The sequence below is a fragment of the Lentimicrobiaceae bacterium genome (assembly GCA_028697555.1).
In the GTDB taxonomy this organism is placed as follows: domain Bacteria; phylum Bacteroidota; class Bacteroidia; order Bacteroidales; family UBA4417; genus UBA4417.
Genome location: JAQVEX010000011.1, coordinates 16,398 through 40,466, shown reverse-complemented (window position 1 = coordinate 40,466; position 24,069 = coordinate 16,398). Strand labels below are relative to the sequence as shown.

Sequence of the window (24,069 nt, the reverse complement as noted above, 5' to 3'; positions counted from 1 at the left end):
AAATTACTACTCTTCTCTGCTTTCAATTTTAAAAACAAATTTTTTCTCAACTCGTTTTCTGTACAGGAATAACAGTAAATAATACAAACCGACCGCAATTATTGTTGCAATTCCGGCTGTCAGTTCGTCTGCGTATCGTGAAACTGCAATTAAAGTTACAATAGCTACAATAAAAGGTATTCCGTATCCCAACAAAACAGCATAATTGCCTTCTTTTTTTGAGATAATAACGTTTACTTGTTGTCCAACTTCGTAGCTGTTATTGTTTCCAACATCAATTTCAACAACTTTATCAGCCATTTCGGATGCGGAACAAAATCCTTTGGCTTTACACGAAGCACAAGCCGACTTAACAACCATATTGACAAAGACTTTGTTCTTGTCTATGCTTGTGATAATTCCTTCGTGTTTTACTTCTGCTGCCATTGGCTATTATTTAAACGGATGGATAGCTCTTTTAAAAATTCCATTTACAAAAGCTATGGTCATACCGTAGTTGGAGACAGGTATGCCAGCATCTATAAACGGTTGCAATCGGTTTTGAAGTTGCTTTTGAGTAATCATACAGCCACCACAGGAAATAACAAGACTGTATTTATTAATGTTTTTATCGTAAGGACTAAGTCCTGCAACAAAATCGAAGTTTAGTTTTTTGCCTGTATATTTTTCCAACCAATTCGGTATTTTAACGCGTCCTATATCTTCGCATGAAACATGATGCGTACATGCTTCAAGCATAAGAATGTTGTCGTTGTTTTGCAGTTTTTCAATATGATTTGTGCCTTTCAAATAAGCTTCAAAGTTTGCCTTTTGTCGTGCTAATATAATGCTAAAACTTGTAAGCATGATATTGTCGGGAACAAATTTAGAAACATTATTAAACACTTGACTGTCAGTTACAACCAATTTTGGAATTATTTTGTTGCTTTTTATCAGTTGCTCGGCTCCATCTTCTTTGCAAACTATACTTATTGCATCGTTATCCAAAATATCTCTAATAGTTTGAACTTGTGGTAGTATAATTCTGCCTTCGGGAGCCGATGCATCTATTGGTGTAACAAGTAGTACAATATCGCCTTTGGAAATAATATCGCCGAGCAAAGAAGGTTTTTGCCACGCCGATTGCGGTATTACTTCTTGTATTTTGTCAATTAGTAACTGAACGTACTTGTTGGTAACTGTGCTAAACTCAACAACATTTGTGTTGTAAGTGTTTTTAATATTGTTTGCAACTTCGGTATTCAGACTTGTTAAATCTGTTTTGTTGTGAACGATAATAAATGGAACTTTGTTCTCATCAAACAGTTTAATAATTTGCTTTTCAAATTCTCCAAAGTCGTTATCCGTAAAAATCAATACAGCTACATCAATTTCCGAAACAACTTTTAAGGTTTTGTCAACACGCATGTTGCCCAAAGTTGAATCTTTATCGTCTATACCTGCCGTATCAATCAACACAACAGGACCAATCCCGCGAATTTCAATGGTTTTATTCACGGGATCGGTTGTTGTACCGGGAGTATCCGAAACTATCGCGATATCTTGTCCGGTTAAAGTATTAATCAGTGAGCTTTTGCCCGTATTGCGTTTTCCGAATATTCCAATATGCGGTCTTAACGCTTTATTTTTGCTTTTTACCATTATGGTGTTTATGAGTCTCGTCCATTAGTTCCGATATTGTAAAACCGGTTTTGAGCAAGTTTTCAGGTCTCAATACGTATTCCAAACGCTCTTTATCTAAAATTTTAAGCTTTTCGTTTGCTTCAAAAATATTGCAACCTGTTTCTCTCATCATTTTAGAGTATTCCGAAGATTTTTTGTATCCAATAAGTGGATTAAGAGCTGTAGCTATTGATCTGCTGCTATATACGTTTGCTTCGTCAACTTCGGGATTAATAGTTAATCCTTCTATTAAGTGTTCGCGGGTAGTGTCGTTGGCTGCAATAAGCATTCTTATACTCGAAATGATATTGTTACCAATTGCAGGAGCGTAGGCGTTAAGGTCGATACAACCCTGACCGCAAAGCGAGTTGACCAAAACATCGTTTGCATAAACAGAGTGGGAGACACTTATAACAAATTCGGGTATAACAGGATTTATTTTACCAGGCATAATGCTGCTTCCAACCTGACGTGCAGGTATATTAATAGAGTAGTGTCCAACAACGTCGCTTGCCATAAGTCTGATATCGTTGACTATTTTTTCCAAATTCACTGCGTGAGTTTTTAGCAATCCGTGAAATTCTGCTAAAACATCAAGATTACTTGTACCGTCAGAAAGGTCGTTGGCACGACTAATAGGAAGGTGAGTCATTTTTTGCAACGTATCTGTCATATCCATAACCATGAACAAAGGAACACCCATTGCTGTACCTATAGCACTACCGCCTAAATTCACGTTTTTAATTATCTCAGGAGCTCTTTCAAAGCGCCTACGGTCGCGAGATAGAGCTTGATAATATGCTTCAAACAGTTTGCCATACGATGATGGAACGGCTGCCTGCATTTGGGTGTAACCGATACGTAATGAGTTTTTGTAGTTGTTGGCAAATCTCTTAACAGCATACATTAGTTTGTGTACCGATTCTTCCAATTGGACTATCAAGCGAATTAACGCTAACCTTAAAGCAGTAGGTACAACGTCGTTAGTCGATTGGTAAACGTTGGCATCTTCAAAAGGATCTATAAAGCTGTATTCGCCGGGTTGTTTACCCATTTTTAATAGAGCTACGTTGGTAATAATTTCATTAACGTTCATGTTAATGCTTGTTCCGGCTCCACCGTTAAGTGCGGGAACTATGTAGCTATCAAAGTGTTTACCTTCGGCAACTTCTTTGCCGGCTTCAATAAGAACATCAAGTACATCTTCGGTAATAAGGTCAAGGGGAACTTCATCGTTGGGATATTGCTCATTAATAGCCTTTAAGAATTTTTTGTACGAAGTGTAAACGGCAGTTTTTACATCGCCCATAGCCTTATACCACTCGATATCTATAGGAGTGATGTATGGGAAATTTTCAACGGCTCTTATAGAGTTTATGCCGTACAACGCATCGGTTGGAATTTCTTTTTCGCCAATAGAATCTGTTTCTATTCTGTATTTATTTTCTACTTTCATAAATGATATATTTTATTATTAATTTGGACTGCAAACTTAATAATAATAAGACATATTACGAAAGTTTTTCAGAATAATTAGCAATTTTTTTGTTTAGTTGTTTTTGGTCGGTAATTATTAATGTTAACTGACCTTTTGGAGTTATTTCAACAGAAACTAAGTATTTCAACTCTTCGTTAGTATTGGCAAATTTATAGTTCGTAAACACGATTTTTGCCTTATTGCTGTCTGTTGCGTCCGAAATGTTGAAGTGGCTCAAATCGTATAGGTCTGAAATAAAGTTGGCGTAAACTAAGGCATCTTCGTATGTTCCTGTATAAACTAAACTGACAGAGTTAAACCCTTCGTTGGTTTTGTTAACCGAAGTATAATCAGATAAATAAGGCTCAAAAGTTAGATTGTTTGGATGTTTGAAACCCGTATTTTTCAGCCATTTTGGAGAATGGAAGTTGCCATTATTGCTAACATTTTCAGAGTTCAGCGATTTCTTTTTGTACAAATTAGCTTTACTATCAAATTCAGTTTCGCTAACATCTATGTAGTAGTTTGAAATATTTGCCGAATCTGTTTCGTAATTGTAGTTCGTTTCTGCTTTGTGAAAACCGTTTCCAAAAGCTGCTGCATTAATAGTGTCGTACCTGAATATCCCTATCGCAACTATAACAAACAATGCAATTAATGAGAAAATAAATAGTTTCTCAAACTTTTTTTTGTTCATTTTTTTCACTTTTTGTGATAATAAGCCCATAATATAGCAAAAACTGTGCCAATAAGCACGGTTTTTTATAAAGCTATGAATTGCAATAAGTTACAAGTTGAAAATTATTGCTTTTTTTGTGAGATTTACACTATTTGGTTAGAATTTTGTCAACTTTATCTAAAATTATCCTTTCTTTTTCTTCGGCTTCTTTTCTAATTTTAGCAGCTTTTTCCAAAATATCTGTTACAAATTCTTTATCATCTAAGTCGTTAGCGTTAATCTGAACGTTTAAAAATGCACCAATAATTGCACTTCTAATGGCTATAGCTCCAACGGCAGCATCGCTGATAGAGTTCGGGTTTCCAATTTCAACCATTGCTTCAATAACTTCAAAACAGCTAAAAGAAGTTTGCATCACATTAAAAGGTACTTCAATAGCGTATTTTGTAGCTTCTTGTATAGCTTTTGTTCTATCGGCTTTTTCTTGCTCGTTACCTCTTGGCAAGCCAAAGGCTTCCATAATGTTATTGAAGGAGCGAGTGTCTTCATCGATTAAAAATAACAGTCTGTCTTTCAATTTCTGACCTTTTTCGGCGTAATTGCTAAACTCTTCCCATCTGTCGTCCCAGCCTGCTTTATGGCTCGATAGATTAGCCACCATTGTAGCTAATGCTATTCCCATAGCACCCATTGTTGCAGAAACCGAGCCTCCACCAGGAGCCGGCGATTCCGAGGCAGTTTCGTCAACAAAACCGCTTACCGACATATCCACAAGTTTGTTGGTTTTATCGCCTTTTGCCAAAACGTATTCAATAATCTTTTCTTCCGGATTGAAAGGTTTAAGATCGTCTAAACCAAGCGATTTTACAGCTATTTTAATGATTTCGCTTTCCGAAACACCTACTGAACGCTTTTGTTTTCTTAAGAAATATTTACCGGCGTCGAGCATAGCCTTTAAAGGTACCAATCCAACTAATTCTGAGCCTGTAACTCTCAATCCTCTTTCGTTGGCTTTTTTACAAGTTTCTTCAAATGCTACATGAATAGGGGTAATGCTGACGTTTGTAAGGTTTATTGATATTTGAGCAATGCCGTACTCTTCGATGTACCAGCCAATAGCTTTACATTCTTTTAATGAGCCCGGTATCCAAATTTCTTTTCCGTTTTCGTCAAGTTTTTTCTTACCGGTTATCGGGTTGCCAACTCTGGCGGGACGACCTTTCTCCCTGATATCAAAAGCAACAGCATTTGCCCTACGAGTTGATGTTGTATTTAAGTTGATATTGTACGCAACCAAGAAATCACGTGCTCCTATAGCAGTAGCTCCGGCAGTTGCAGCTTTTTCGGTAAATGTATTAGGTCCGAAATCAGGTTTCCATTCTTCCGAAGTTATTTTTTTAGGCAAACCCTCGTATTCGCCTGCTCTTACATTGGCAAGGTTTTTTCGCTCAGGCTTAAATGCGGCATTTTCGTAGCAATAAACCGGTATTCCTAATTCTTCACCAACGCGTTTAGCAAGTTTTCTAGCGTATTCAACAGTTTCTTCCATGCTTATACCCGAAATAGGTACTAAAGGACATACGTCGGTTGCTCCAAAGCGTGGATGTTCGCCTTTATGATGACGCATATCTATTACTTCGCTGGCTTTTTTTATCGCTTGAAAAGCTGCCTCAATAACCGAATCGGGAGAACCTACAAATGTTACAACAGTTCTGTTGGTGGCTTTACCCGGATCAACATCCAATAGTTTAACTCCTTCAACACTTTCAATTACGTTAGTAATTTGCTTGATAACTCCCATATTGTTACCTTCGCTAAAATTGGGTACACATTCAATAAGTTTTTGCATGGTTTTAATAGTTTAATTGTTAATTAATATTACTGCAAAATTAATCGATTTTTTCGGCTTGTCAAACTTATTTAACTAATATTACAAAATCATAATTAACCAAAATATTTTCTTTTTTATCAATAAATAACTACCTTTGTAACAATAAAAATATCAAGTGTGTATTAAATATAACGTATTAATTAAAGTTTAACTTAAACCCTTTAATAAATAATTGCATATGAAAATTGAAATACCTGTTTTTAATATTGAGTCGGCAATATTGGCAGCCAAAAACGGAGCCGACAGAATTGAGTTGTGTTCGGGATTGGTAGGTGGCGGCGTTACACCTTCGAAAGGTGCTGTTGATATTGCAAGAAAAAAGATTGATATTCCTATCCATGTGATGGTACGCCCTCGTGAAGGCGATTTTTTATATTCGGAAACGGAAATTGAAGTGATGAAAAACGATATAATATACTCCAAACAAGTTGGAATTGACGGAGTAGTGATTGGCTGTTTGACGCCACAGGGTAAGGTTGATGTTGATTTGCTAAATTATTTATGCGACATTGCGTATCCGATGCAAGTTACATTTCATAGAGTCATTGATAAGACTGTTGATATTTTTGAAGCAGCAGAAAGTGTTTTATCAACCAGTTGTACCCGTATCTTGACTTCAGGTGGCTACAATACAGTAACAAAAGGAATTTCGAACATTGAAAAACTCCATAATTTGTTTGGGGATAAAATAATAATAATGCCGGGTGGCGGAGTCAATGTCGACAATTATTTATTTTTTAAAGATATTGGAATTAAAGAAATTCACTTTTCGGCTCGACACGAAGTTGATGGCAAAATGGTGCACAGACCTACCGAGCCCGATTTCGGTTTGGCAGGTTATTTTGATGATTATTGCTATACCTTGCCCAAAGAAAGTGTGATTAAAACTATTTTGGAAGGCATAAACACAAAAACAGGAAGTTCAAAATAGAAGATCCTGTCTTTGTTTTATGTTAAAAAAATCTGCTAACTTACTTTATCAACAATGGCTTTAAAAGCCTCCGGATTGTTCATAGCCAAATCGGCAAGAACTTTACGGTTAAGTTCTATATTGTTTTTATTTAGCTTGTCAATAAAAACTGAGTAAGACATTCCGTATTGGCGTACTCCGGCGTTGATGCGGGTGATCCACAACGATCTGAAATTTCTCTTTTTTACTCTTCTGTCGCGATATGCGTACAATGCGCCTTTTTCGTAGGCGTTTTTTGCAACTGTCCAAACGTTTTTACGTCTTCCGTATTGACCCTTTACTTGTTTAAGGATCTTTTTGCGTCTGGCTTTCGATGCTACTGCATTAACTGATCTTGGCATAATTTTAATTTTTTTTTACTTTAGCGTCATTTCAAATGAAATGCACTTTTCGAGCTAAAATAATGTTAAACATTTGTTTTGATAATTGTTTTAAATTGTTACTGAAGCATTTCTTTAACCACTTTAGCATCTGCTTTGTCGACTATAGTGCTGTAACCTAAGTTACGTTTTCTTTTATTCGACTTTTTTGTTAAGATGTGACTGTGGTAAGCATGTCTTCTCTTCAATTTTCCGGTGCCTGTTTTTGAGAATCTTTTTTTGGCAGCCGATTTGCTTTTCATTTTAGGCATGTTACTTTAATTTATTTATTAGTGTTATTTTTTATTTTTATTTTTTTGGAGCAATAATCATTATCATTCTTTTTCCTTCCAACTGTGGCATTCTTTCAACTTTTCCAACTTCCGCCAATTCTTGTGCAAACTTTAACAACATAATTTCACCCTGATCTTTATAAATAATTGTACGTCCTCTGAAAAAAACTTCAACTTTAACCTTAGCACCGTCTTTCAAAAACTTTTCGGCATGTTTCAGTTTAAAATTAAAGTCGTGATCGTCGGTTTGAGGTCCTAAACGAATTTCTTTTACGACGACTCTAGCACTTTTAGCTTTTATTTCCTTTTGTTTTCTTCTGCTTTCGTACAAGAATTTTTTGTAGTCAATAATTCTACACACCGGAGGATTTGCATTAGGAGATATTTCAACTAAATCTAATCCCATTTTGTAAGCCATTTCTAAGGCTTCTTTTATTGGTACTATTCGTTGTTCCACATTGTCTCCAACAACTCTTACCACCGGAGTTTTAATGTCTTCATTAATATTGTGGGGATTTTCATTTTGTCTTCTGCGTGAATCCCTGTTATTAATGTTTCTATTGGGTCTGTACTCTGTTGCTATGGTTATTACTCCTTTCTTATTAGTTAATAATTTATTTAATTAATTATAATCTCTATCAAATTCTATTCCAATTGTTTAGAAATCTCATCATTTATAAAAGAAACAAACTCGTTTACACTCATTGTTCCTATATCGCCTTCGCCTTGCTTTCTTACCGAAACAGTTTGTTCGTTTTCTTCTTTTTCGCCAACAATAATCATATATGGTATTTTGGCAAGTTCTGCATCTCTAATTTTTTTACCTGTTTTTTCGCTTCGCAAATCAATTGTAACTCTAATGTTTTGTTCGTTCAATTTCTCTTCAACCAAATTTGCGTAGTCATTGTACTTTTCGCTAATTGGTAAAATGATAACTTGGGTTGGAGTTAGCCACAACGGGAATTTGCCTGCTGTGTGTTCCAACAAAATTGCCACAAAGCGTTCCATACTACCAAAAGGAGCACGGTGTATCATAACAGGACGATGTTTTTGGTTATCGCTGCCAATATATTCCAACTCAAATCGCTCGGGTAGGTTGTAGTCGACTTGTATTGTGCCCAATTGCCAACTTCTACCTAAAGCGTCTTTAACCATAAAGTCTAATTTTGGTCCGTAAAACGCAGCTTCGCCAACTTCAACTTTTGTTTTCAGACCTTTTTCTTCGGCGGCTTCAATAATTGCTTGTTCGGCTTTTTGCCAATTTTCGTCGCTACCTATATACTTGGTTTTATCGTTGGGGTCGCGTAAAGAAATTTGTGCGGTATAGTTTTTAAAGTCTAATGTTTTAAAAATATGCAAAACTATATCTATTACGCCTTTAAATTCATCTTTAAGTTGTTCGGGCTGGCAAAATATATGCGAGTCGTCTTGGGTAAATCCTCTGACTCTGGTAAGTCCGTGCAGTTCACCGCTTTGTTCGTATCGGTATACCGTTCCAAATTCAGCATATCTGATAGGTAATTCTTTGTACGAGTGTGGCTTTGCTTTGTATATTTCGCAGTGATGTGGACAGTTCATAGGTTTTAGCATAAACGCTTCGCCTTCAATGGGTGTGGTTATAGGTTGAAAAGAGTCTTTACCGTATTTTTGGAAGTGTCCGCTGGTTTTGTATAGCTCAACATTGCCAATATGTGGCGAAATTACAGGTTGATAGCCGGCTTTTTTCTGAATTTTTTTCAAAAAGTTTTCCAATCTTTCTCTAAGTTCTGCTCCTTTGGGAAGCCACAAAGGCAAGCCTTGTCCTACTTTTTGAGAAAAGGCAAACAATTCCATTTCCCTTCCAAGTCGTCTGTGGTCTCTTAACTTTGCTTCTTCAAGTAATTGAAGGTATTCGTCTAATTCTTTTTGTTTAGGAAATGTTATACCGTAAATTCTGGTAAGCATTTTATTGTTTTCGTCGCCTCTCCAATATGCACCTGCAATATTGAGCAGTTTTATAGCTTTAATCGGCGATGTATCAACCAAGTGTGGTCCTCTACACAAATCAACAAAGTTGCCTGTTTGATAAAAAGTTATAGTACCGTCTTCCAGCTCTTCCAATAGTTCTACCTTGTACTCATCTTGTTTATCTTTAAAGTAAGCAATAGCATCGGCTTTGCTGACTTCTTTGCGGTTAAACGTTTGTTTTTGTTTAACCAATTCTTTCATTTTGTTTTCAATAGCAGGCAGTTCTTCTTGTGTAAGAACGTGATCGCCAAAGTCTATATCGTAATAAAAGCCGTTTTCAATATCGGGACCGATGCCGAACTTGGCTCCGGGAAATAGCTCTTCAATAGCTTCTGCCATAATGTGAGCAGAAGAGTGCCACATAGCTGCTTTACCTTCGTCGTCATTCCATGTAAGTAGTTGCAGTGTAGAGTCGGTGTTTATAGGGCGAATTAAATCTACAACTTCGCCATTGACCTTGGCTGCCAATACATTACGTGCCAACCCCTCGCTGATACTTTTTGCTATATCAAGAGAAGTTGAACCTTTTGGGTACTGTTTAACCGTACTATCAGGTAAAGTTATGTTTATCATATGTTTGTATACTTTTTGCAAAATAGTCGACAAAGGTACATATATTTTGGAGTTTTGCGCACTTTTTTATGAAATATTTTTGTGTTAAGAAATATGTTTCTGCAATTTCAATTTTTAAAGGCTTGTATTATCAAGCTTTTTGGGGAGTTTCTATATTATAGATTAAATAAATACAGCTCTTTTGTACGTCAACTTTCTTTGCAGTATTTCATGTCATTTTTAAATCCAACGATGATTTATAGTCATTCACAAACGAAATAAGTTCAGGAAAAAATTTAAAAAATTCCGTTTCAAAAAAAATGTAGTTAGCTTTCAGAAATTCGGTTGCATTTTCCATATTTGAGCGATATTTAATTCTTATCGCCATATCAGTCAGAGATGCATCTAAACCTTCAAATTTGGAGTAGGTTACTAATCGTTGATAGCGAATCAAATAATTTAACATCAGTGCCGATTTTTTCGGAATAATGTCAATGTATTCGCTGATAATGAGCAGTTTTTCATTGACAAAGTCAGAAATATCTGCATCAGAATACATACTCCAATTCCTTGACAAAAAATGGTCGAAATACAAATCGACAACAACAGACGAAAATTTTTTAAAATCAGGTCTTAATTTTAGCTTACAGCTTTTCACTTCGTCGCTGTTATCCGTGTACTGATCGATTGCACGGTGCATTATTATGCCTTCTTGTATATTTTTGGAATACTTATTAATCTGGCGTCCTTTTACGGAATCGGCAATAAAATTTCCAACCAAAAAATCATTTTCGCTGCTAACTAAATCCGATAAATATATATGTGCTAGATAATTCATTTTGATAAATCAGACGACAAAGTTAATGCTTTTGTTTCGATAATAATTATAAAAATCATTGCTGTTTGAAAAACCTTGTGAATAGTATCGTTCTGTGGTTTATGTTTATTGCTTTTAGCCGTTAGCTGTTAGCTGTTAGCTGTTAGCTGGTAAAGTTAGAAATTAGAAGTCAGAAGTCAGAAGGTAGAAGTATGTAATTAGTAGTAACAACTACTATAAAATTCTAATTTCTAATTTCAGATTTCTAACTTCTAAAACCCGCACCCCGCAATAGCCAACGGCTAATAGCCAAAAGCCAATAGCTAAAGATATTTATCGGACAACAATAATTAAAAATATTAAGATGTTACTATATTTGTTTGAAATTTTCAGGATATGAATAAACAAAGTATAATTCTGCTTGTTTCCGTCTTTTCAATGTTTATGATTGCTTGTAGTAATGGTAAGCATAGTAATAATTTAGTTTTACGATACGACAAACCTGCTTCAATTTGGGAAGAAACCTTGCCTTTGGGTAATGGCAGACTTGGAATGATGCCAGATGGTGGCATTAGTTCTGAAAAAATTATTTTAAACGATATTACAATGTGGTCGGGTAGTGCCGAAGATGTTTATAATCCGCTTGCAGTTAAGCATTTGCCTATTATTAGAAAGTTACTTACGGAAGGCAAAAACAAAGAAGCTCAAGACTTGATGTACAAATATTTTAAATGCAACGGTGTTGGCACTAACTACGGAAATGCCAAAGATTCGCCATACGGTTGTTTTCAGATGTTAGCCGAGTTAAACATCAATTATAAATATCCTGATATTGTTGCTAAAAATTACACTTTTGAGTTAGATATTGAAGATGCTGTAGCATCGACTGTTTTTACAATTGATGGAGTTAACTACAAAAGAGAATATTTTGCTTCTAACGAAGATGATATTTTGATAATAAAACTTAGTGCCGGCACAAAGCACAAACTTAATTTTGATGTAGCAATAGCCAGAGCCGAAAGAGCAATTGTGAAATCTGATGGAGATAATTTGGTCATGGAAGGTCAATTAAACGACGGATACAATACCGATAAAGGAGTTAGATTTTACACAAAAGTGAAGGTGTTGCCAACAGGCGGAACTCTTACGTCGAATAGCGATAAAATTTCAGTTACAAACGCAGACGAGGCTTTAATATTGATTTCGTCATCTACCGATATGTTCGACTCAAACTATAAAACGACGGTTGATGGCTTATTAGAAAATGCAGTATCATTGGAATATAAAACTCTTAAAGACAGACATATAAGCAGTTATAAGCAAAAATTCGACAGAGTTGAATTGTCGATAGGTAAGAAAAAATCTGATATAATGTTGACATCCGAAATGCTTAGTAGTTTCGCAGAAACTGACGACCCATCCGTTGTGCCATTGTATTTTCAGTATGGAAGATATTTGATGATTAGCGGCTCACGTCCGGATTTGTTGCCTTTAAATTTGCAAGGTTTGTGGGCGAACACGTATCAAACTCCTTGGAATGGCGATTATCATTTGAATATTAATTTGCAAATGAATTATTGGATAGCCGAAGTTTGCAACTTGTCGGAATACCATAAAGCACTTGTGTCATACACGCAAAGATTATCATCTTCGGGCAAAAAAACTGCAAAATTGTTTTACAATTCCGATGGTTGGGTGGCGCATTCGGTGAGCAATCCGTGGTTGTTTACAGCACCTGCAGAGCATGCTTCGTGGGGAGCAACAAATACCGGAGGAGCCTGGTTATGTAGTCATTTGTTTCAACATTTCTTGTTTAATAATGATACTGCTTACTTATCAGGAATTTACGATGTATTAAAGCAGGCTGCTCAATTCTATTTATCATCAATGATTATTGAGCCTGAAAATAATTGGTTGGTAACTGCACCGTCTTCTTCGCCCGAAAATGCTTTTTATCAGCATGATACCATAACTCCCATATATGTTTGTATGGCTCCTACAATGGATATTCAAATAATTAGAGAATTATTTAACAATACAATTAATGCATCGAAAATTGTATCTGATAGCGATACCGCTTTTATCAACAAGGTTGAAAATGCTTTGCTCAGATTGCCACCAAATCAGATAAGCGAACAAGGCTATTTACAAGAATGGTTGTACGACTATAAGGAGGTCGAGCCACAGCATCGCCATGTTTCACATTTATACGGTTTGTATCCGTACAACGAAATTACTCCACATACTACACCGCATTTAGCCGATGCAGCCAAAAAAACTCTTGAAAGGCGAGGTGACGGAGGAACAGGTTGGTCTTTGGCTTGGAAGATAAATTTTTGGGCTAGACTTTATGAAGGTAATAGGGCTTACAAACTGCTAAAAAACTTATTAAAACCGGCTATAGATAGAGAGACGAAAACCGTCAGAAGCGGTACTTATCCCAACTTGTTTTGTGCTCATCCCCCTTTTCAAATTGATGGCAATTTTGGCGGAACAGCAGGAATAGCCGAAATGCTTATTCAAAGTCACGAAGGTTTTATTAATCTTCTTCCGGCTATCCCCAACGAGTGGAACAATGGCTACTTCAAAGGGTTAAGAATAAGAGGCAATGCCGAAGTTGACCTTGAATGGAAACAAGGCAAACCATCAAAAGTTACAATATATTCGCAGGCAGGTAAGGTTTTTGAACTAAAAACACCTAAAAATGTAAAGAAAATCATCATCGACGGGAAAAAAACTATTCCTAACGGTAAAAATACTATTCCTATTACTATTGGAGTTGGTGGTAAAACTGAGTGCAGCTTTATATATTAATGCTTTAATTTAGCATTATCCTTCGGTTAATTACCCTTAGCCCATAGCCGTTAGCCGTTAGCCGTTAGCCATTGGCAATGAGCAATGAGCAATTACTAATTGATAATTGATAATTGTTAATTGCCTCGAACCAGCCAAGAGCCAAGGGCTAAGAGCTAATAGCCAACAGCAACTTTTACAGTGCAATAATTAAAGAACATAAATATTTGGCGTTGTTTATACGTAGTATAAATTATTTTTTTAGTTAAATAAATTGACCAATTTGTCAGAAATAAACTTTATATTTGCCAAAAAAAGAGAATAAACTTAAAAATACAAATTTATGGATAAACAAATTATGTTATTGGGCGACGAAGCGTTGGCTCAAGCTGCTATTGATTCTGGAATTTCGGGGGTTTATTCGTATCCGGGTACACCATCAACCGAAATAACGGAGTATATAATGAATTCGCCTGAAGGTAAATCGGGAGAGGTGAGAACAGGATGGGCATCGAATGAAAAGACTGCTTTAGAAGCTGCTCTCGGAATGAGTTACGCAGGAAAGCGTGCATTAGTATGTATGAAGCACGTAGGTCTTAACGTTGCAGCCGACCCATTTATGAACTCAGCTATTACCGGCGTTAAAGGCGGTATTGTTATTGTTTCTGCCGACGACCCATCGATGCACTCATCACAAAATGAACAAGATTCGAGATATTACGGAAACTTTGCCATGATACCTATCATTGAACCTTCGAATCAACAAGAAGTTTATGAAATGGTACGCTACGGCTACGATTTATCTGAGCAAGTGGGTTTGCCTGTTTTGCTAAGGATTACAACACGTTTGGCTCACTCTCGTGCAGGTGTTGTTAGAAAAGAAAAACGTGAACAAAACGAACTTAAAATTCCGCCAAAAGATGACAGATCTTTTATTTTGCTACCTGCAATTGCAAAAAGAAGATATATAAGTCAGTTAGAAAAACAACCCGAATTGGAAAAACAAGCTAGAGAATCGGGTTTCAATAAGTTAACTATTAAAGATGCAAAACTTGGAATTATCACAACAGGTATAGCTTATAATTATTTAATGGAAAACTTTCCCGACAGGAACATTCCACATTCGGTATTCAAGGTTGTTCAGTATCCTATCCCTGTTGATGATGTTATGCAGTTGTACGCTCACTCCGAAGAAATACTTGTAATAGAAGAAGGTTATCCCTTTATTGAAAGCTCGTTGCGAGGTATGTTAAATATGGGCAAAAAAATTAAAGGACGTTTAGATGGAACCTTACCACGAATTGGTGAGCTAAATCCCAATGTTGTTGCTAAGGCTTTGGATATGCCTGATACAAGAGGAGCTGATATTCCAAAACTTGTTGCTCCGCGTCCACCTGCTTTGTGCAACGGATGTCCACACGTATATTCCTATGAAGCATTAAATAAAGCACTTGCGCAACTTCCAAACAGTAGAGTTTTTGCAGACATAGGCTGTTACACATTAGGGGCTTTACCTCCTTTTAATGCAATTAACACGACAGTTGACATGGGAGCATCAATTACTATGGCAAAGGGAGCTTCCGAAGCAGGAATACATCCGGCAGTTGCCGTTATTGGCGATAGCACTTTTACACACAGTGGTGTTACCGGTCTAATTGATTGCGTTAGAGATAACAACAATGTTACAATTATGATATTAGACAACGAAACTACTGCTATGACAGGAGGTCAGGATTCGGCTGCTACAGGTCGTATTGAAAATATCTGCCGTGGTGTTGGAGTTGATAAAGATCATATTTTTGTTGTAAATCCTATACCGCGTGAGGTAGATAAAATTTCCGAAATTTTATTGAAAGAATTTGAATACAAGGGAGTATCTGTTATTATTCCGCAGAGAGAGTGTATTCAGACGGCACGTAAAAGCGCAAAACAAAAGAAAGACTAAAAATGCAAAAGCAAATTTTAGTTACTTTAAATAAATAATTGTAAAATACTTAAAATATATAACATATGAAAAGAGACATTATACTTGGTGGAGTGGGTGGACAAGGTATATTGAGCATAGCCGCAGTAATTGGTATGGCTGCATTGTCGGAAAACATGTATTTAAAACAAGCTGAAGTCCACGGAATGAGTCAAAGAGGTGGTGATGTATCGTCGAATTTGCGTATATCAACACAACCTATAGCTTCCGATTTAATTCCGTTAGGTAAAGCCGATTTAATTATTTCCGTTGAACCTATGGAGTCGCTCAGATATTTACCTTACCTTTCACCCGACGGATGGCTTATTACAAATACAAAACCATTTATCAATATCAATAATTATCCCGACGAACAAGATATTAAAGCGGAAATTGTTAAGCTAAAAAATCATGTTGCACTTGATGCTGACGGAATAGCCAAAGACCTTGGCTCTGTTAGGTCGGCAAATATGGTTGTACTTGGTGCTGCAGTTCCTTTTTTGGGTATTGAGTTTGATAAAATGAAGATAGCCATAGCCAAAATATTTGAAAGCAAAGGCGAAAAAATAGTTGATGTTAACGTTAAGGCATTAACTGCAGGTTACGAATTTGCTCTAGACTACACAAAAAAATAAATCAATAACATTTATTTTGCTCAAAGCTGCTTGAAAACCATCGAGCAGCTTTTTTTATACTTCTAAATACAAAAAAAGCTGTCTTTTATTATTTCAAAAGACAGCTTTTTGTAAGTTTAATGAAAATCAGAGATACCTATATTAATCCTAATCGTTTAAGTATATCTTCTGTTTTCTTTGTAATTTCAGGTTGATTATATTTTATCGAAAGCTGATAGGAGTGTCCAATCAGTGTGTATGCTTCGTCGAGTTCGCTTTTGTAAGCATTTCTGATATTAGGTTTTTGAGCATTGATATAATTTACATTTTGTTCCTGAATATCAATCAGTCTGTTTATCAAAGTATTGCCTTTTTCAAACTCTCCGGCATCGTAGTACACTTGTACAAGTTGAACCATGTATAAATCGTAAGGGAATTTACTATCGGGGAACAACTCTTGAACTCTGTCGCAAACGGCAACAGCCGAATCGGGTTTATTTTCTGTAATCAGCGACATAGCCAATCTGAAGAAGTCTTGCTTCATCATCATGGTATTTCTTGCACTTTCTCTATCAATATAAACATCAGGATCGTTCAAGTTACCCCATTTGCTATTATTCATCAACAATTCGTATGTTTCATCGGTATGAACATCGCCAATACCTTTGTAATAGCCAGGACCGTCAGCTTTAACAGGTAAAAATCTGTACACAACACCTTCTAAATGGCAGTAATCGCCAAAATCGAAAGTTCTTATTTGCGGCGGATTTGCAAAGTAAACGGGTCGTTTAAAGTTGTTATTGGCAAGTATGTCTAAAAGCATAAGGTCGTTTTTAGTCATTACGTTAGTCTTGATATCAAAGTCGATATAAGGTACTAGTCTGTCCCAATATTTTTTATTAACGTAATTATTGGCTATAATTTCAGCAGTATCGACATATAGTCTTAGTTTTTTTGCAGGAAAAATTGTCAGAGTAGAATTACCTTGTCTGATTTTCGCTCTAGGGTCGTTTTTAATGAAATCTAATAAATCTCGAACATCAATTCTTTCGGTTATTCCCGAGGTAACGTAATGCAATACATCGTTAACACCTTTGTTGTAATCTTCGTAACCAAGATAGAAAGGTAGTTTTTCCGAGTCGTAAACTTTTCGCATAAGTTGATGAGTGTACCAGTCGCTTGACGCAAGCATATAATTAACGACTCTCATATCTGTTCTAACTTCTTCAACTTCTTGCACATACCAAAGCGGGAATGTGTCATTGTCGCCGTGAGTAATAAGTAAAGCGTTCGGTTCGCATGAATTTAGATAGTTGGCGGCAAAGTCGCGTGTCGCATATTTTCCCGACCTATCATGGTCGTCCCAGCCTTCTTTTGCCATAATAGTAGGAACCAAAAGTAATAGAGCAACAGTAGTAATGGTCGCAGTGGCAGGAGTTTTGTATTTCTTTAATGAATCCCAAAGTGCGTAAACGCTCATGCCTATCCATATAGTAAAGGCGTAGTAAGAGCCGGCATAAGCGTAGTCTCTTTCCCTAGGCTCGTTTGGAGCCGAATTCAGATATAAGATAATGGCTAAACCTGTCATAAAGAACAAGAGAAATACCGTTAAAAAGTTTTTCTTGTCTTGTTTAATTTGATAAAACATACCAACCAATCCGAAAATAAGCGGTAGCATATAAAATTTGTTTTTGGCTGCATTTTGCATACTATCGGGTAAATTCGTTTGGTCGCCAAGGCGAGCATTATCAATAAACGGTATTCCTGTAATCCAGTTTCCGTTTTGAGGTTCGCCAAATCCTTGAATATTATTTTGTCGTCCCGAAAAATTCCACATAAAATAGCGGAAATACATATGTCCGGCTTGATAAGTAAAGAAGAAACGTAAATTTTCAACAAAAGTCGGCTTGTAAATTATTTCTTTTTCACCGTTTCGGTTAACATACTCAATAGGAGTTCCTTTTACTTTACCCCAAATTTTATATGTTGCAGGGTGCTGACGCGATTCATCGGAGCTATGCATACGGGGGAAAAGTGTGCAAAATCTTTTATCAAAATTTGGAAGAGCATTTTTTCGCTCATCTGTCATTATATATTTTCCACTCTCAACATCTTTAACATATACGGGGTCTCCATCCTTTCCGGGATTGTCAGCATCAAGCGGGGCATTGTAATACTGTCCGTAAATAATTGGATTAGAGCCGTATTGTTCTCTATTCAGATATGCCAATAAACTAACCGCATCAATAGGCTCATTCTCATTTATTGGAGTATTAGTGTTGGCTCTGATAACCAATATAAAAAATGACGAAAATCCAATTAGTATATAAATACAAGATAGTATTGCCGTATTGGCAACGACTTTAACTTTGTTTCGTGAAACACGGAAAGCGTTTTTCTTGTACAAGTAGTAAGCACCTATTACCAACAAGAAAATGATAAAAGTAAGGGTAGAGAATATGCTCAAAAGTAGAAGTAATACAATACCTATAGCGTATTCTGCCTTTGTGTGCTTGTCGGTGTATGTAAATCTCATACCCCAGAAGAGTGTTCCGACTACAACTAACAAGTAGAAAAATGTTCCAACGTTGAAAGGTAATCCTAATTTATTAACGGCAAATATTTCATATTTTCCGGCAAGGCTAACTGTATAAGGAACTATGACGAATAAGATAAATGCTAATATGGCAAAAGAAATTGCCAATGTAACCAATATACCTTTCCATGTGGTTTTTTCATATTTGTTGAAGTAAAAAATAAGCGCAATAGCAGGAATAGCAAGCAAGTTGAGCAAGTGCACTCCGATGGAAAGTCCAATCAGGAAGGCAATAAAAATCAGCCAGCGCGTGGCGTGGGGCTGATTAGCAACTCTGTCCCATTTTAGTATTGCCCAAAAAACAATTGCAGTAAAAAACGATGACATTGCGTAAACTTCGCCTTCAACAGCCGAAAACCAAAACGAATCGCTAAATGTGTATGCTAAAGCTCCAACCAAACCACTTCCTATAACTGCAATTATCTGTCCTTTGGTAATATTTTCTTCATCTTTTATAAATTTAAGTGCCAGCATGGTTATCGTCCAAAACAAAAACAATATTGTAGCAGAGCTGCATAGTGCCGACATAATGTTAACCATTAGTGCCACTTTGGTAATATCGCCAAAAGCAAAAAGACTAAAAAACCTACCAAGCAATTGGAAAAATGGAGCTCCAGGAGGGTGTCCTACCTGCAATTTATATGCTGTGGCTATATATTCGCCACAATCCCACCAGCTGGCGGTAGGTTCAACTGTCATTATATAAACAATTGACGAAATAATAAATACCGAGAAACCTGCAAGGTTGTTGATTAACTTAAAATTTTTATTCATTACAATGTTGTTTATGTTGTTGTAAATTCGCTTGCGAAGATAATATATTTGCCGTAAAATTAATACTTTTTGGTTTATATTACTTTTTTAAGTTACTTTTTATATACCAAATAACTAATATGAACGTTATATTTATATTGCTAATTATCAAATAATGATTATTTTTGGGCGTTATTTTCTCACTGAATTTTTTTATTATAAAACTATTATTTTTTAAATCACATGAAAGAAAAAAAGATTAACAAAGTTGGTATTTTTATTGACGGCACCTTTTTTCTGAAAATAAATTCGTACTACCGTTATCATCATACGCGAAAGAGTACGCTTAATTTTAAAGGGCTATTTGATTTTGTTTTACACAAAATTGCAGAATTTGAAGGTATTGAAAAACGATACGTCAGAATTTGCGAATCGCATTGGTTTAGAGGGCGTTATTCTACCAATCAGTTGGAGAAGAAGTATACCGACGCCGATTACAGGCTTACGCAGATGAATAACGAGAGACGTATTGACGACATTTTTATGTACGAGGGCTTGATTCCACACAATTATCCGCTATTGGTCGACAGTAAAACCAGCGATGCCGAAGAAAAAGGCATAGATATTTGGCTTTCGTTAGAAACCTTTGATATTGCAAGGCGTAGCAATTTGGAAACTGCTGTTGTTATTGCCGGCGATTCTTCTTATGTCCCACTTATTAAGAAATTAATTTCTATCGATTGCAAAGTTGTAGTTTTAGGGTGGGATTTTAGCTATGATATAAAAACAAATACGGGACAAAAATATTCGGTTACAACCCGAACAAGTCAGTCGTTGCTTGAAGAATGTATCTATCCTATAATGATGGATGATATTATTAATGATAACAAAGCTTCCGACGCAGATTATATTAATAATTTATTCAACGTGTAAAAAACGGATTGGGTTTGCTTGATGATTTTTGTACCTGAGCTTTGACAATAGGTTGATACTTTCGTGGAATAAATGTTAAATTTGTAAACAATAATACAACGTATTATAATGAAAGAAAAACTGACAATAGCTAAACTGAAAGCAGAAGCTAAAGCCTTTTGTATTGCGGAATCGAAAATTCAAAATAAATTACTTTTCGGCGTAACTGACGGAAAAGCAGTGGGAACACATATTGAACACAAGTTTCGAGAACAATTAACTTCAAAATATAGTCTAAAAGTTGGCTCTTCTGCAAGTGGAATTGATTTGCCATTAAAAGATATTTTGACAGATATTAAGGTAACATCAATCAGACAGCCACAATCGTCTTGTCCGTTTAAGGATGCTAAGCAAAAGGTGTTCGGACTTGGTTACAACTTACTTGTTTTTGTTTACGACAAAACAGATTATCCCGAAACAAAGACTGCTAAACTTGATTTTGTTAGTTGCTCATTTATTTCGAAGGAACGTACAGCTGATTACACTACAACTTATCGTTTACGCGAAATGATTAAAGATAAGGCTAACGTTGAAGACATAGTTGCTTACTTGAGCGACAAAAACATTCCTGCAGATGAAATAACTCTAAATCAGTTAGCGAAACAAATTCTAAAATCGCCACCAACTCAAGGCTATTTGACAATTTCAAATGCTTTACAATGGCGACTCCAATACCAAAGAATAGTTACATTAGAAAAATCGGTACAAGGAATAAGTAAAATAATTGATAAAGTAGCCAAGTAATGAGGATATTTGATGCAAATATTTCGTTGCAAGTTTGCACTTTTTTCAAAGATTTTTTTTACAATAATTCATCTTTTGAAAATGCAAATCAAATAATTTTTGACAACTTTGGTATAAATACTTTTTTTGAAAATGATATTGATTTTCAAGTGATAAAAGACTCTGTTTCTGAAGTTTCCATGACTTCTGTTGCAGAATCTGACCGTGCAGAATATGGTGATTTTCAAACTAACATAGATTTGGCAAATAATGTAGCGAAACATTTGGCAAATAGGGAAATATCTCCTGAAATTGTTATAGAACCGACATGCGGTAAAGGCAATTTTATAATTGCTGCTTTATCTAATTTCAAAACGATAAAGAAAATATTTGGAATAGAAATATACAAACCGTACATTTGGGAAACTAAATTTGGTGTTCTCGATTATTTTCTTTCCAATCCAAATGCCAATAAACCGGAAATTACAATTAAACATTGCAATATTTTCGATTTTGATTTAAAAAATATTTCTAAACAATTTCCAAATGAAAAAATATTAGTAATTGGGAATCCACCTTGGGTAACAAATTCAAAATTAGGTAGTCTTAATTCGTCAAATCTTCCCCAAAAATCAAATTTTAAAAATTATAACGGTATAGATGCCATTACAGGTAAAGGCAATTTTGATATTGCCGAATATATTACATTAATGCTTTTAGACGCTTTTCAAACACATGACGGATATTTGGCACTATTGGTAAAAAACTCGGTTATAAAAAACATTATCTTCGACCAAAAAGAGGCAAAACATAGAATTGGAAAAATAGAAAAATATAACATTGATAGCAAAAAGGAATTTAATGTTTCGGTTGAAGCGTCTTTGCTTTTCTGCCAACTTAATTCAAGTCCCAGTGTTGAATGTAACGAATTTGATTTTTATAGTTTAAAGGAAAAATCAAGTTTTGGGTGGTTTAATGCAAAATTTGTTTCAAATCTTGTTGATTATAATGAAACCAAAGAGATTGACGGTGTGTGCCCTTTTGAGTGGAGGCAAGGAATAAAACACGATTGTTCTAGTATAATGGAACTTGAAAAAGTAAATGAGCATTTTGTAAATAAACTTTCAGAGAAAATTGAACTTGAAGAAAATTTGATTTATGGATTTCTCAAAAGCTCAGATTTAAAAAATACAGTAATTGAAAATACTAAGAAATACGTTATTGTAACTCAAAATAAAGTTGGACAAGATACTTCATACATTCAATATTTGTATCCCAAAACTTACAATTATTTAAAAACAAACATTTCATGCTTTCAAGCAAGGAAATCAAGTATTTACAAAGGAAAACCAGCGTTTTCAATTTTCGGAATAGGAGACTATTCTTTTAAGCCTTACAAAGTTGCAATATCAGGTTTGTATAAAACTTTTCATTTTACATTGGTGTTACCACAAAATAACAAACCTATTATGTTGGACGATACTTGTTATTTTATTGGATTTGATACGATTGAACATGCTGTATATACCTTTATTTTATTGAATTCTAAAATAACAGAAGAATTTTTAAAATCAATTACATTCTCTGATGCAAAAAGGGTGTTTACGAAAGATGTATTAATGCGTATAGATTTACTGAGTATTGCTAAAACTATTACACAAAATGAAGTTGAAGAACAGATAAACTTTTTAAACGGCAAATATGGTTTATGTGTGAATTTATCGCAATGGGACAATTTTATTAATGAAATTACACCTAACAAAGAAATACAATTATCATTGTTTGATTAAATGTATAAAAAAGCAGAAAACATTGTCGGCAAGTTTTATTCATTAAATCGTTTTTTTAATATCTGAATATTTTATTAGGTTTTTTTGTTATCTTTGTGTCTTTATAATCATCAAAAAATATTATTATGAAACTTAAAACTATCTTTATTTCATTGTTGCTTTTAGCATCCACACTTGCTTTTTCGCAAACCGAAAAAGGCAAATGGCATCTTTCCGGAAATTCTTCTATTCAGGTAGCAAATTCGTCAGCGACTTTTCCATGGTATAAATATACCAATACTACTATTACTATCAATCCAAGTGTTGGATATTTTGTGGCAAACAATTTCTCGTTGAGCTTAGATTTATTGTTCATATCAAAAAATGAGGAGAGCACTGGATACCCAAATAATAATAATAAGGAGATCACTTTTTCCATTATTCCGACAGCTTCTTATTTTATCCCAACTAGTTCCATTATAAAACCTTTTGCACAAGTTGGGATAGGATATTCTACAAGTAAGAGATATGGACGTTCTTCCGGACTTGTATTGGGTGCTGGAATCGGCATTGCCACTTTCGTTAGTGAATATTTGTCAGTTGATATAGGTGCACAGTACCTACGTAGCGATTTATATGGTTTTACATTAAATACCTTTGGCGGTATTGTTGGATTCTCCGTATATTTCTAAACCGTATACAACAATACATAAAGAGAGTACACGAAATGCGTACTCTCTTTTTAATTTTACGCTACACTTTATCTAAAAAATAAGTGTGTCAAACATCAAACAACAAGTTTAGCTAAAAGGTTTTTACTTATGCAGTTCCGCCTTGTCCGCTAATCTGATACGATATATCATTAGGAGTGTTGTCGTTAATATTGCCATGAAGTTGTTCAAACTTTGAAATATTATCTTTTAAAGCTCTGTAAAGTCTTTTGGCGTGTTGTGGGGTTAAAATAATTCTTGATTTTACTTTTGCTTTAGGTACTCCGGGCATCATTTGAACAAAATCCAAAATAAATTCGGAGTTGGAGTGGGTGATAATAGCCAAGTTTGAGTAAACTCCGCTACTTACTTCATCGGTAAGTTCGATATCGATTTGCTGATTTTTGTTTTTTAAGTCGTTCATAGTAAATATTTTTTTTGTAAAGATAAAAAAAACGGAGAATAATAA

Annotated in this window: 20 protein-coding genes; 8 read left to right on the top strand and 12 right to left on the bottom strand. The window is 35.2% G+C overall.

Going from position 1 to position 24,069, the window contains the following annotated elements:
* Positions 1-6 precede the first annotated feature (6 nt).
* The 5 genes from PHP31_02870 to ftcD form a co-directional block, all read right to left on the bottom strand.
* On the bottom strand, positions 7-426 hold the full coding sequence (locus tag PHP31_02870) for a SoxR reducing system RseC family protein (protein ID MDD3738217.1): 420 nt from the start codon (positions 424-426) through the stop codon (positions 7-9).
* A gap of 6 nt (positions 427-432) precedes the next feature.
* Entirely contained in the window at positions 433-1,641 is a 1,209-nt protein-coding gene (gene hydF, locus PHP31_02865; GenBank protein ID MDD3738216.1) for a [FeFe] hydrogenase H-cluster maturation GTPase HydF, read from the bottom strand.
* Positions 1,622-3,118 (bottom strand): lyase family protein, encoded by a 1,497-nt coding sequence (locus PHP31_02860; protein ID MDD3738215.1) that lies wholly within the window; start codon positions 3,116-3,118, stop codon positions 1,622-1,624. Before PHP31_02860 ends, hydF begins: the two co-directional genes overlap by 20 nt.
* A 55-nt stretch (positions 3,119-3,173) precedes the next feature.
* Positions 3,174-3,836, bottom strand: a complete 663-nt coding sequence (locus PHP31_02855) for a hypothetical protein (GenBank protein ID MDD3738214.1) — start codon at positions 3,834-3,836, stop codon at positions 3,174-3,176.
* A 130-nt stretch (positions 3,837-3,966) separates the two neighbouring features.
* Positions 3,967-5,667 carry a glutamate formimidoyltransferase gene (gene ftcD, locus PHP31_02850; protein MDD3738213.1) on the bottom strand — a complete coding sequence of 567 codons (1,701 nt, stop codon included), beginning with the start codon at positions 5,665-5,667 and terminating at the stop codon, positions 3,967-3,969.
* A 220-nt stretch (positions 5,668-5,887) separates the two neighbouring features.
* Here ftcD and PHP31_02845 point away from each other — a divergent pair, with 220 nt between their 5' ends.
* Positions 5,888-6,640, top strand: coding sequence for a copper homeostasis protein CutC (locus PHP31_02845; protein ID MDD3738212.1), 753 nt, complete (start codon positions 5,888-5,890; stop codon positions 6,638-6,640).
* A gap of 35 nt (positions 6,641-6,675) precedes the next feature.
* Here PHP31_02845 and rplT read toward each other — a convergent pair whose 3' ends face one another.
* The 5 genes from rplT to PHP31_02820 form a co-directional block, all read right to left on the bottom strand.
* Positions 6,676-7,020, bottom strand: coding sequence for a 50S ribosomal protein L20 (gene rplT, locus PHP31_02840; GenBank protein ID MDD3738211.1), 345 nt, complete (start codon positions 7,018-7,020; stop codon positions 6,676-6,678).
* A 98-nt stretch (positions 7,021-7,118) separates the two neighbouring features.
* Positions 7,119-7,310: a 50S ribosomal protein L35 gene (rpmI, locus tag PHP31_02835; GenBank protein ID MDD3738210.1), complete on the bottom strand. Its 192-nt coding sequence runs from the start codon at positions 7,308-7,310 to the stop codon at positions 7,119-7,121.
* Between the two features lie 37 nt (positions 7,311-7,347).
* Entirely contained in the window at positions 7,348-7,884 is a 537-nt protein-coding gene (gene infC, locus PHP31_02830; protein MDD3738209.1) for a translation initiation factor IF-3, read from the bottom strand.
* Positions 7,885-7,976: 92 nt separating this feature from the next.
* On the bottom strand, positions 7,977-9,911 hold the full coding sequence (gene thrS, locus PHP31_02825) for a threonine--tRNA ligase (GenBank protein ID MDD3738208.1): 1,935 nt from the start codon (positions 9,909-9,911) through the stop codon (positions 7,977-7,979).
* 208 nt (positions 9,912-10,119) lie between these two features.
* Positions 10,120-10,728, bottom strand: coding sequence for an ACP phosphodiesterase (locus PHP31_02820; GenBank protein MDD3738207.1), 609 nt, complete (start codon positions 10,726-10,728; stop codon positions 10,120-10,122).
* Positions 10,729-11,103: 375 nt separating this feature from the next.
* Here PHP31_02820 and PHP31_02815 point away from each other — a divergent pair, with 375 nt between their 5' ends.
* The 3 genes from PHP31_02815 to PHP31_02805 all read left to right on the top strand — a co-directional run bounded on the left by PHP31_02815 (position 11,104) and on the right by PHP31_02805 (position 16,098).
* The gene (locus PHP31_02815; protein ID MDD3738206.1) at positions 11,104-13,521 is read left to right on the top strand and encodes a glycoside hydrolase family 95 protein; all 2,418 of its coding nucleotides are present in this window, start codon (positions 11,104-11,106) and stop codon (positions 13,519-13,521) included.
* 322 nt (positions 13,522-13,843) lie between these two features.
* Positions 13,844-15,445 (top strand): thiamine pyrophosphate-dependent enzyme, encoded by a 1,602-nt coding sequence (locus PHP31_02810; GenBank protein MDD3738205.1) that lies wholly within the window; start codon positions 13,844-13,846, stop codon positions 15,443-15,445.
* Between the two features lie 65 nt (positions 15,446-15,510).
* Positions 15,511-16,098, top strand: a complete 588-nt coding sequence (locus PHP31_02805) for an indolepyruvate oxidoreductase subunit beta (GenBank protein ID MDD3738204.1) — start codon at positions 15,511-15,513, stop codon at positions 16,096-16,098.
* Positions 16,099-16,234: 136 nt separating this feature from the next.
* Here PHP31_02805 and PHP31_02800 read toward each other — a convergent pair whose 3' ends face one another.
* Positions 16,235-19,447, bottom strand: a complete 3,213-nt coding sequence (locus PHP31_02800; protein MDD3738203.1) for a DUF2723 domain-containing protein — start codon at positions 19,445-19,447, stop codon at positions 16,235-16,237.
* 222 nt (positions 19,448-19,669) lie between these two features.
* On the opposite strand from PHP31_02800, the gene PHP31_02795 reads away from it, so the two are divergent.
* The 4 genes from PHP31_02795 (at position 19,670) to PHP31_02780 (ending at position 23,582) form a co-directional block, all read left to right on the top strand.
* Positions 19,670-20,359, top strand: coding sequence for an NYN domain-containing protein (locus tag PHP31_02795; protein MDD3738202.1), 690 nt, complete (start codon positions 19,670-19,672; stop codon positions 20,357-20,359).
* A gap of 108 nt (positions 20,360-20,467) precedes the next feature.
* Entirely contained in the window at positions 20,468-21,142 is a 675-nt protein-coding gene (locus PHP31_02790; protein ID MDD3738201.1) for a restriction endonuclease, read from the top strand.
* A gap of 149 nt (positions 21,143-21,291) precedes the next feature.
* Positions 21,292-22,911 carry an SAM-dependent methyltransferase gene (locus tag PHP31_02785; GenBank protein MDD3738200.1) on the top strand — a complete coding sequence of 540 codons (1,620 nt, stop codon included), beginning with the start codon at positions 21,292-21,294 and terminating at the stop codon, positions 22,909-22,911.
* A 125-nt stretch (positions 22,912-23,036) separates the two neighbouring features.
* Positions 23,037-23,582, top strand: coding sequence for an outer membrane beta-barrel protein (locus PHP31_02780; GenBank protein MDD3738199.1), 546 nt, complete (start codon positions 23,037-23,039; stop codon positions 23,580-23,582).
* Positions 23,583-23,709: 127 nt separating this feature from the next.
* Here PHP31_02780 and PHP31_02775 read toward each other — a convergent pair whose 3' ends face one another.
* Positions 23,710-24,024 carry a DUF3467 domain-containing protein gene (locus PHP31_02775; protein ID MDD3738198.1) on the bottom strand — a complete coding sequence of 105 codons (315 nt, stop codon included), beginning with the start codon at positions 24,022-24,024 and terminating at the stop codon, positions 23,710-23,712.
* Positions 24,025-24,069 lie beyond the last annotated feature (45 nt).

Coding starts and splice junctions, on each gene's coding strand:
- PHP31_02870 (MDD3738217.1), bottom strand. CDS start 426: ATGGCAGCAGAAGTAAAACACGAAGGAATTATCACAAGCATAGACAAG.
- hydF (MDD3738216.1), bottom strand. CDS start 1,641: ATGGTAAAAAGCAAAAATAAAGCGTTAAGACCGCATATTGGAATATTC.
- PHP31_02860 (MDD3738215.1), bottom strand. CDS start 3,118: ATGAAAGTAGAAAATAAATACAGAATAGAAACAGATTCTATTGGCGAA.
- PHP31_02855 (MDD3738214.1), bottom strand. CDS start 3,836: ATGAACAAAAAAAAGTTTGAGAAACTATTTATTTTCTCATTAATTGCA.
- ftcD (MDD3738213.1), bottom strand. CDS start 5,667: ATGCAAAAACTTATTGAATGTGTACCCAATTTTAGCGAAGGTAACAAT.
- PHP31_02845 (MDD3738212.1), top strand. CDS start 5,888: ATGAAAATTGAAATACCTGTTTTTAATATTGAGTCGGCAATATTGGCA.
- rplT (MDD3738211.1), bottom strand. CDS start 7,020: ATGCCAAGATCAGTTAATGCAGTAGCATCGAAAGCCAGACGCAAAAAG.
- rpmI (MDD3738210.1), bottom strand. CDS start 7,310: ATGCCTAAAATGAAAAGCAAATCGGCTGCCAAAAAAAGATTCTCAAAA.
- thrS (MDD3738208.1), bottom strand. CDS start 9,911: ATGATAAACATAACTTTACCTGATAGTACGGTTAAACAGTACCCAAAA.
- PHP31_02820 (MDD3738207.1), bottom strand. CDS start 10,728: ATGAATTATCTAGCACATATATATTTATCGGATTTAGTTAGCAGCGAA.
- PHP31_02815 (MDD3738206.1), top strand. CDS start 11,104: ATGAATAAACAAAGTATAATTCTGCTTGTTTCCGTCTTTTCAATGTTT.
- PHP31_02810 (MDD3738205.1), top strand. CDS start 13,844: ATGGATAAACAAATTATGTTATTGGGCGACGAAGCGTTGGCTCAAGCT.
- PHP31_02805 (MDD3738204.1), top strand. CDS start 15,511: ATGAAAAGAGACATTATACTTGGTGGAGTGGGTGGACAAGGTATATTG.
- PHP31_02800 (MDD3738203.1), bottom strand. CDS start 19,447: ATGAATAAAAATTTTAAGTTAATCAACAACCTTGCAGGTTTCTCGGTA.
- PHP31_02795 (MDD3738202.1), top strand. CDS start 19,670: ATGAAAGAAAAAAAGATTAACAAAGTTGGTATTTTTATTGACGGCACC.
- PHP31_02790 (MDD3738201.1), top strand. CDS start 20,468: ATGAAAGAAAAACTGACAATAGCTAAACTGAAAGCAGAAGCTAAAGCC.
- PHP31_02780 (MDD3738199.1), top strand. CDS start 23,037: ATGAAACTTAAAACTATCTTTATTTCATTGTTGCTTTTAGCATCCACA.
- PHP31_02775 (MDD3738198.1), bottom strand. CDS start 24,024: ATGAACGACTTAAAAAACAAAAATCAGCAAATCGATATCGAACTTACC.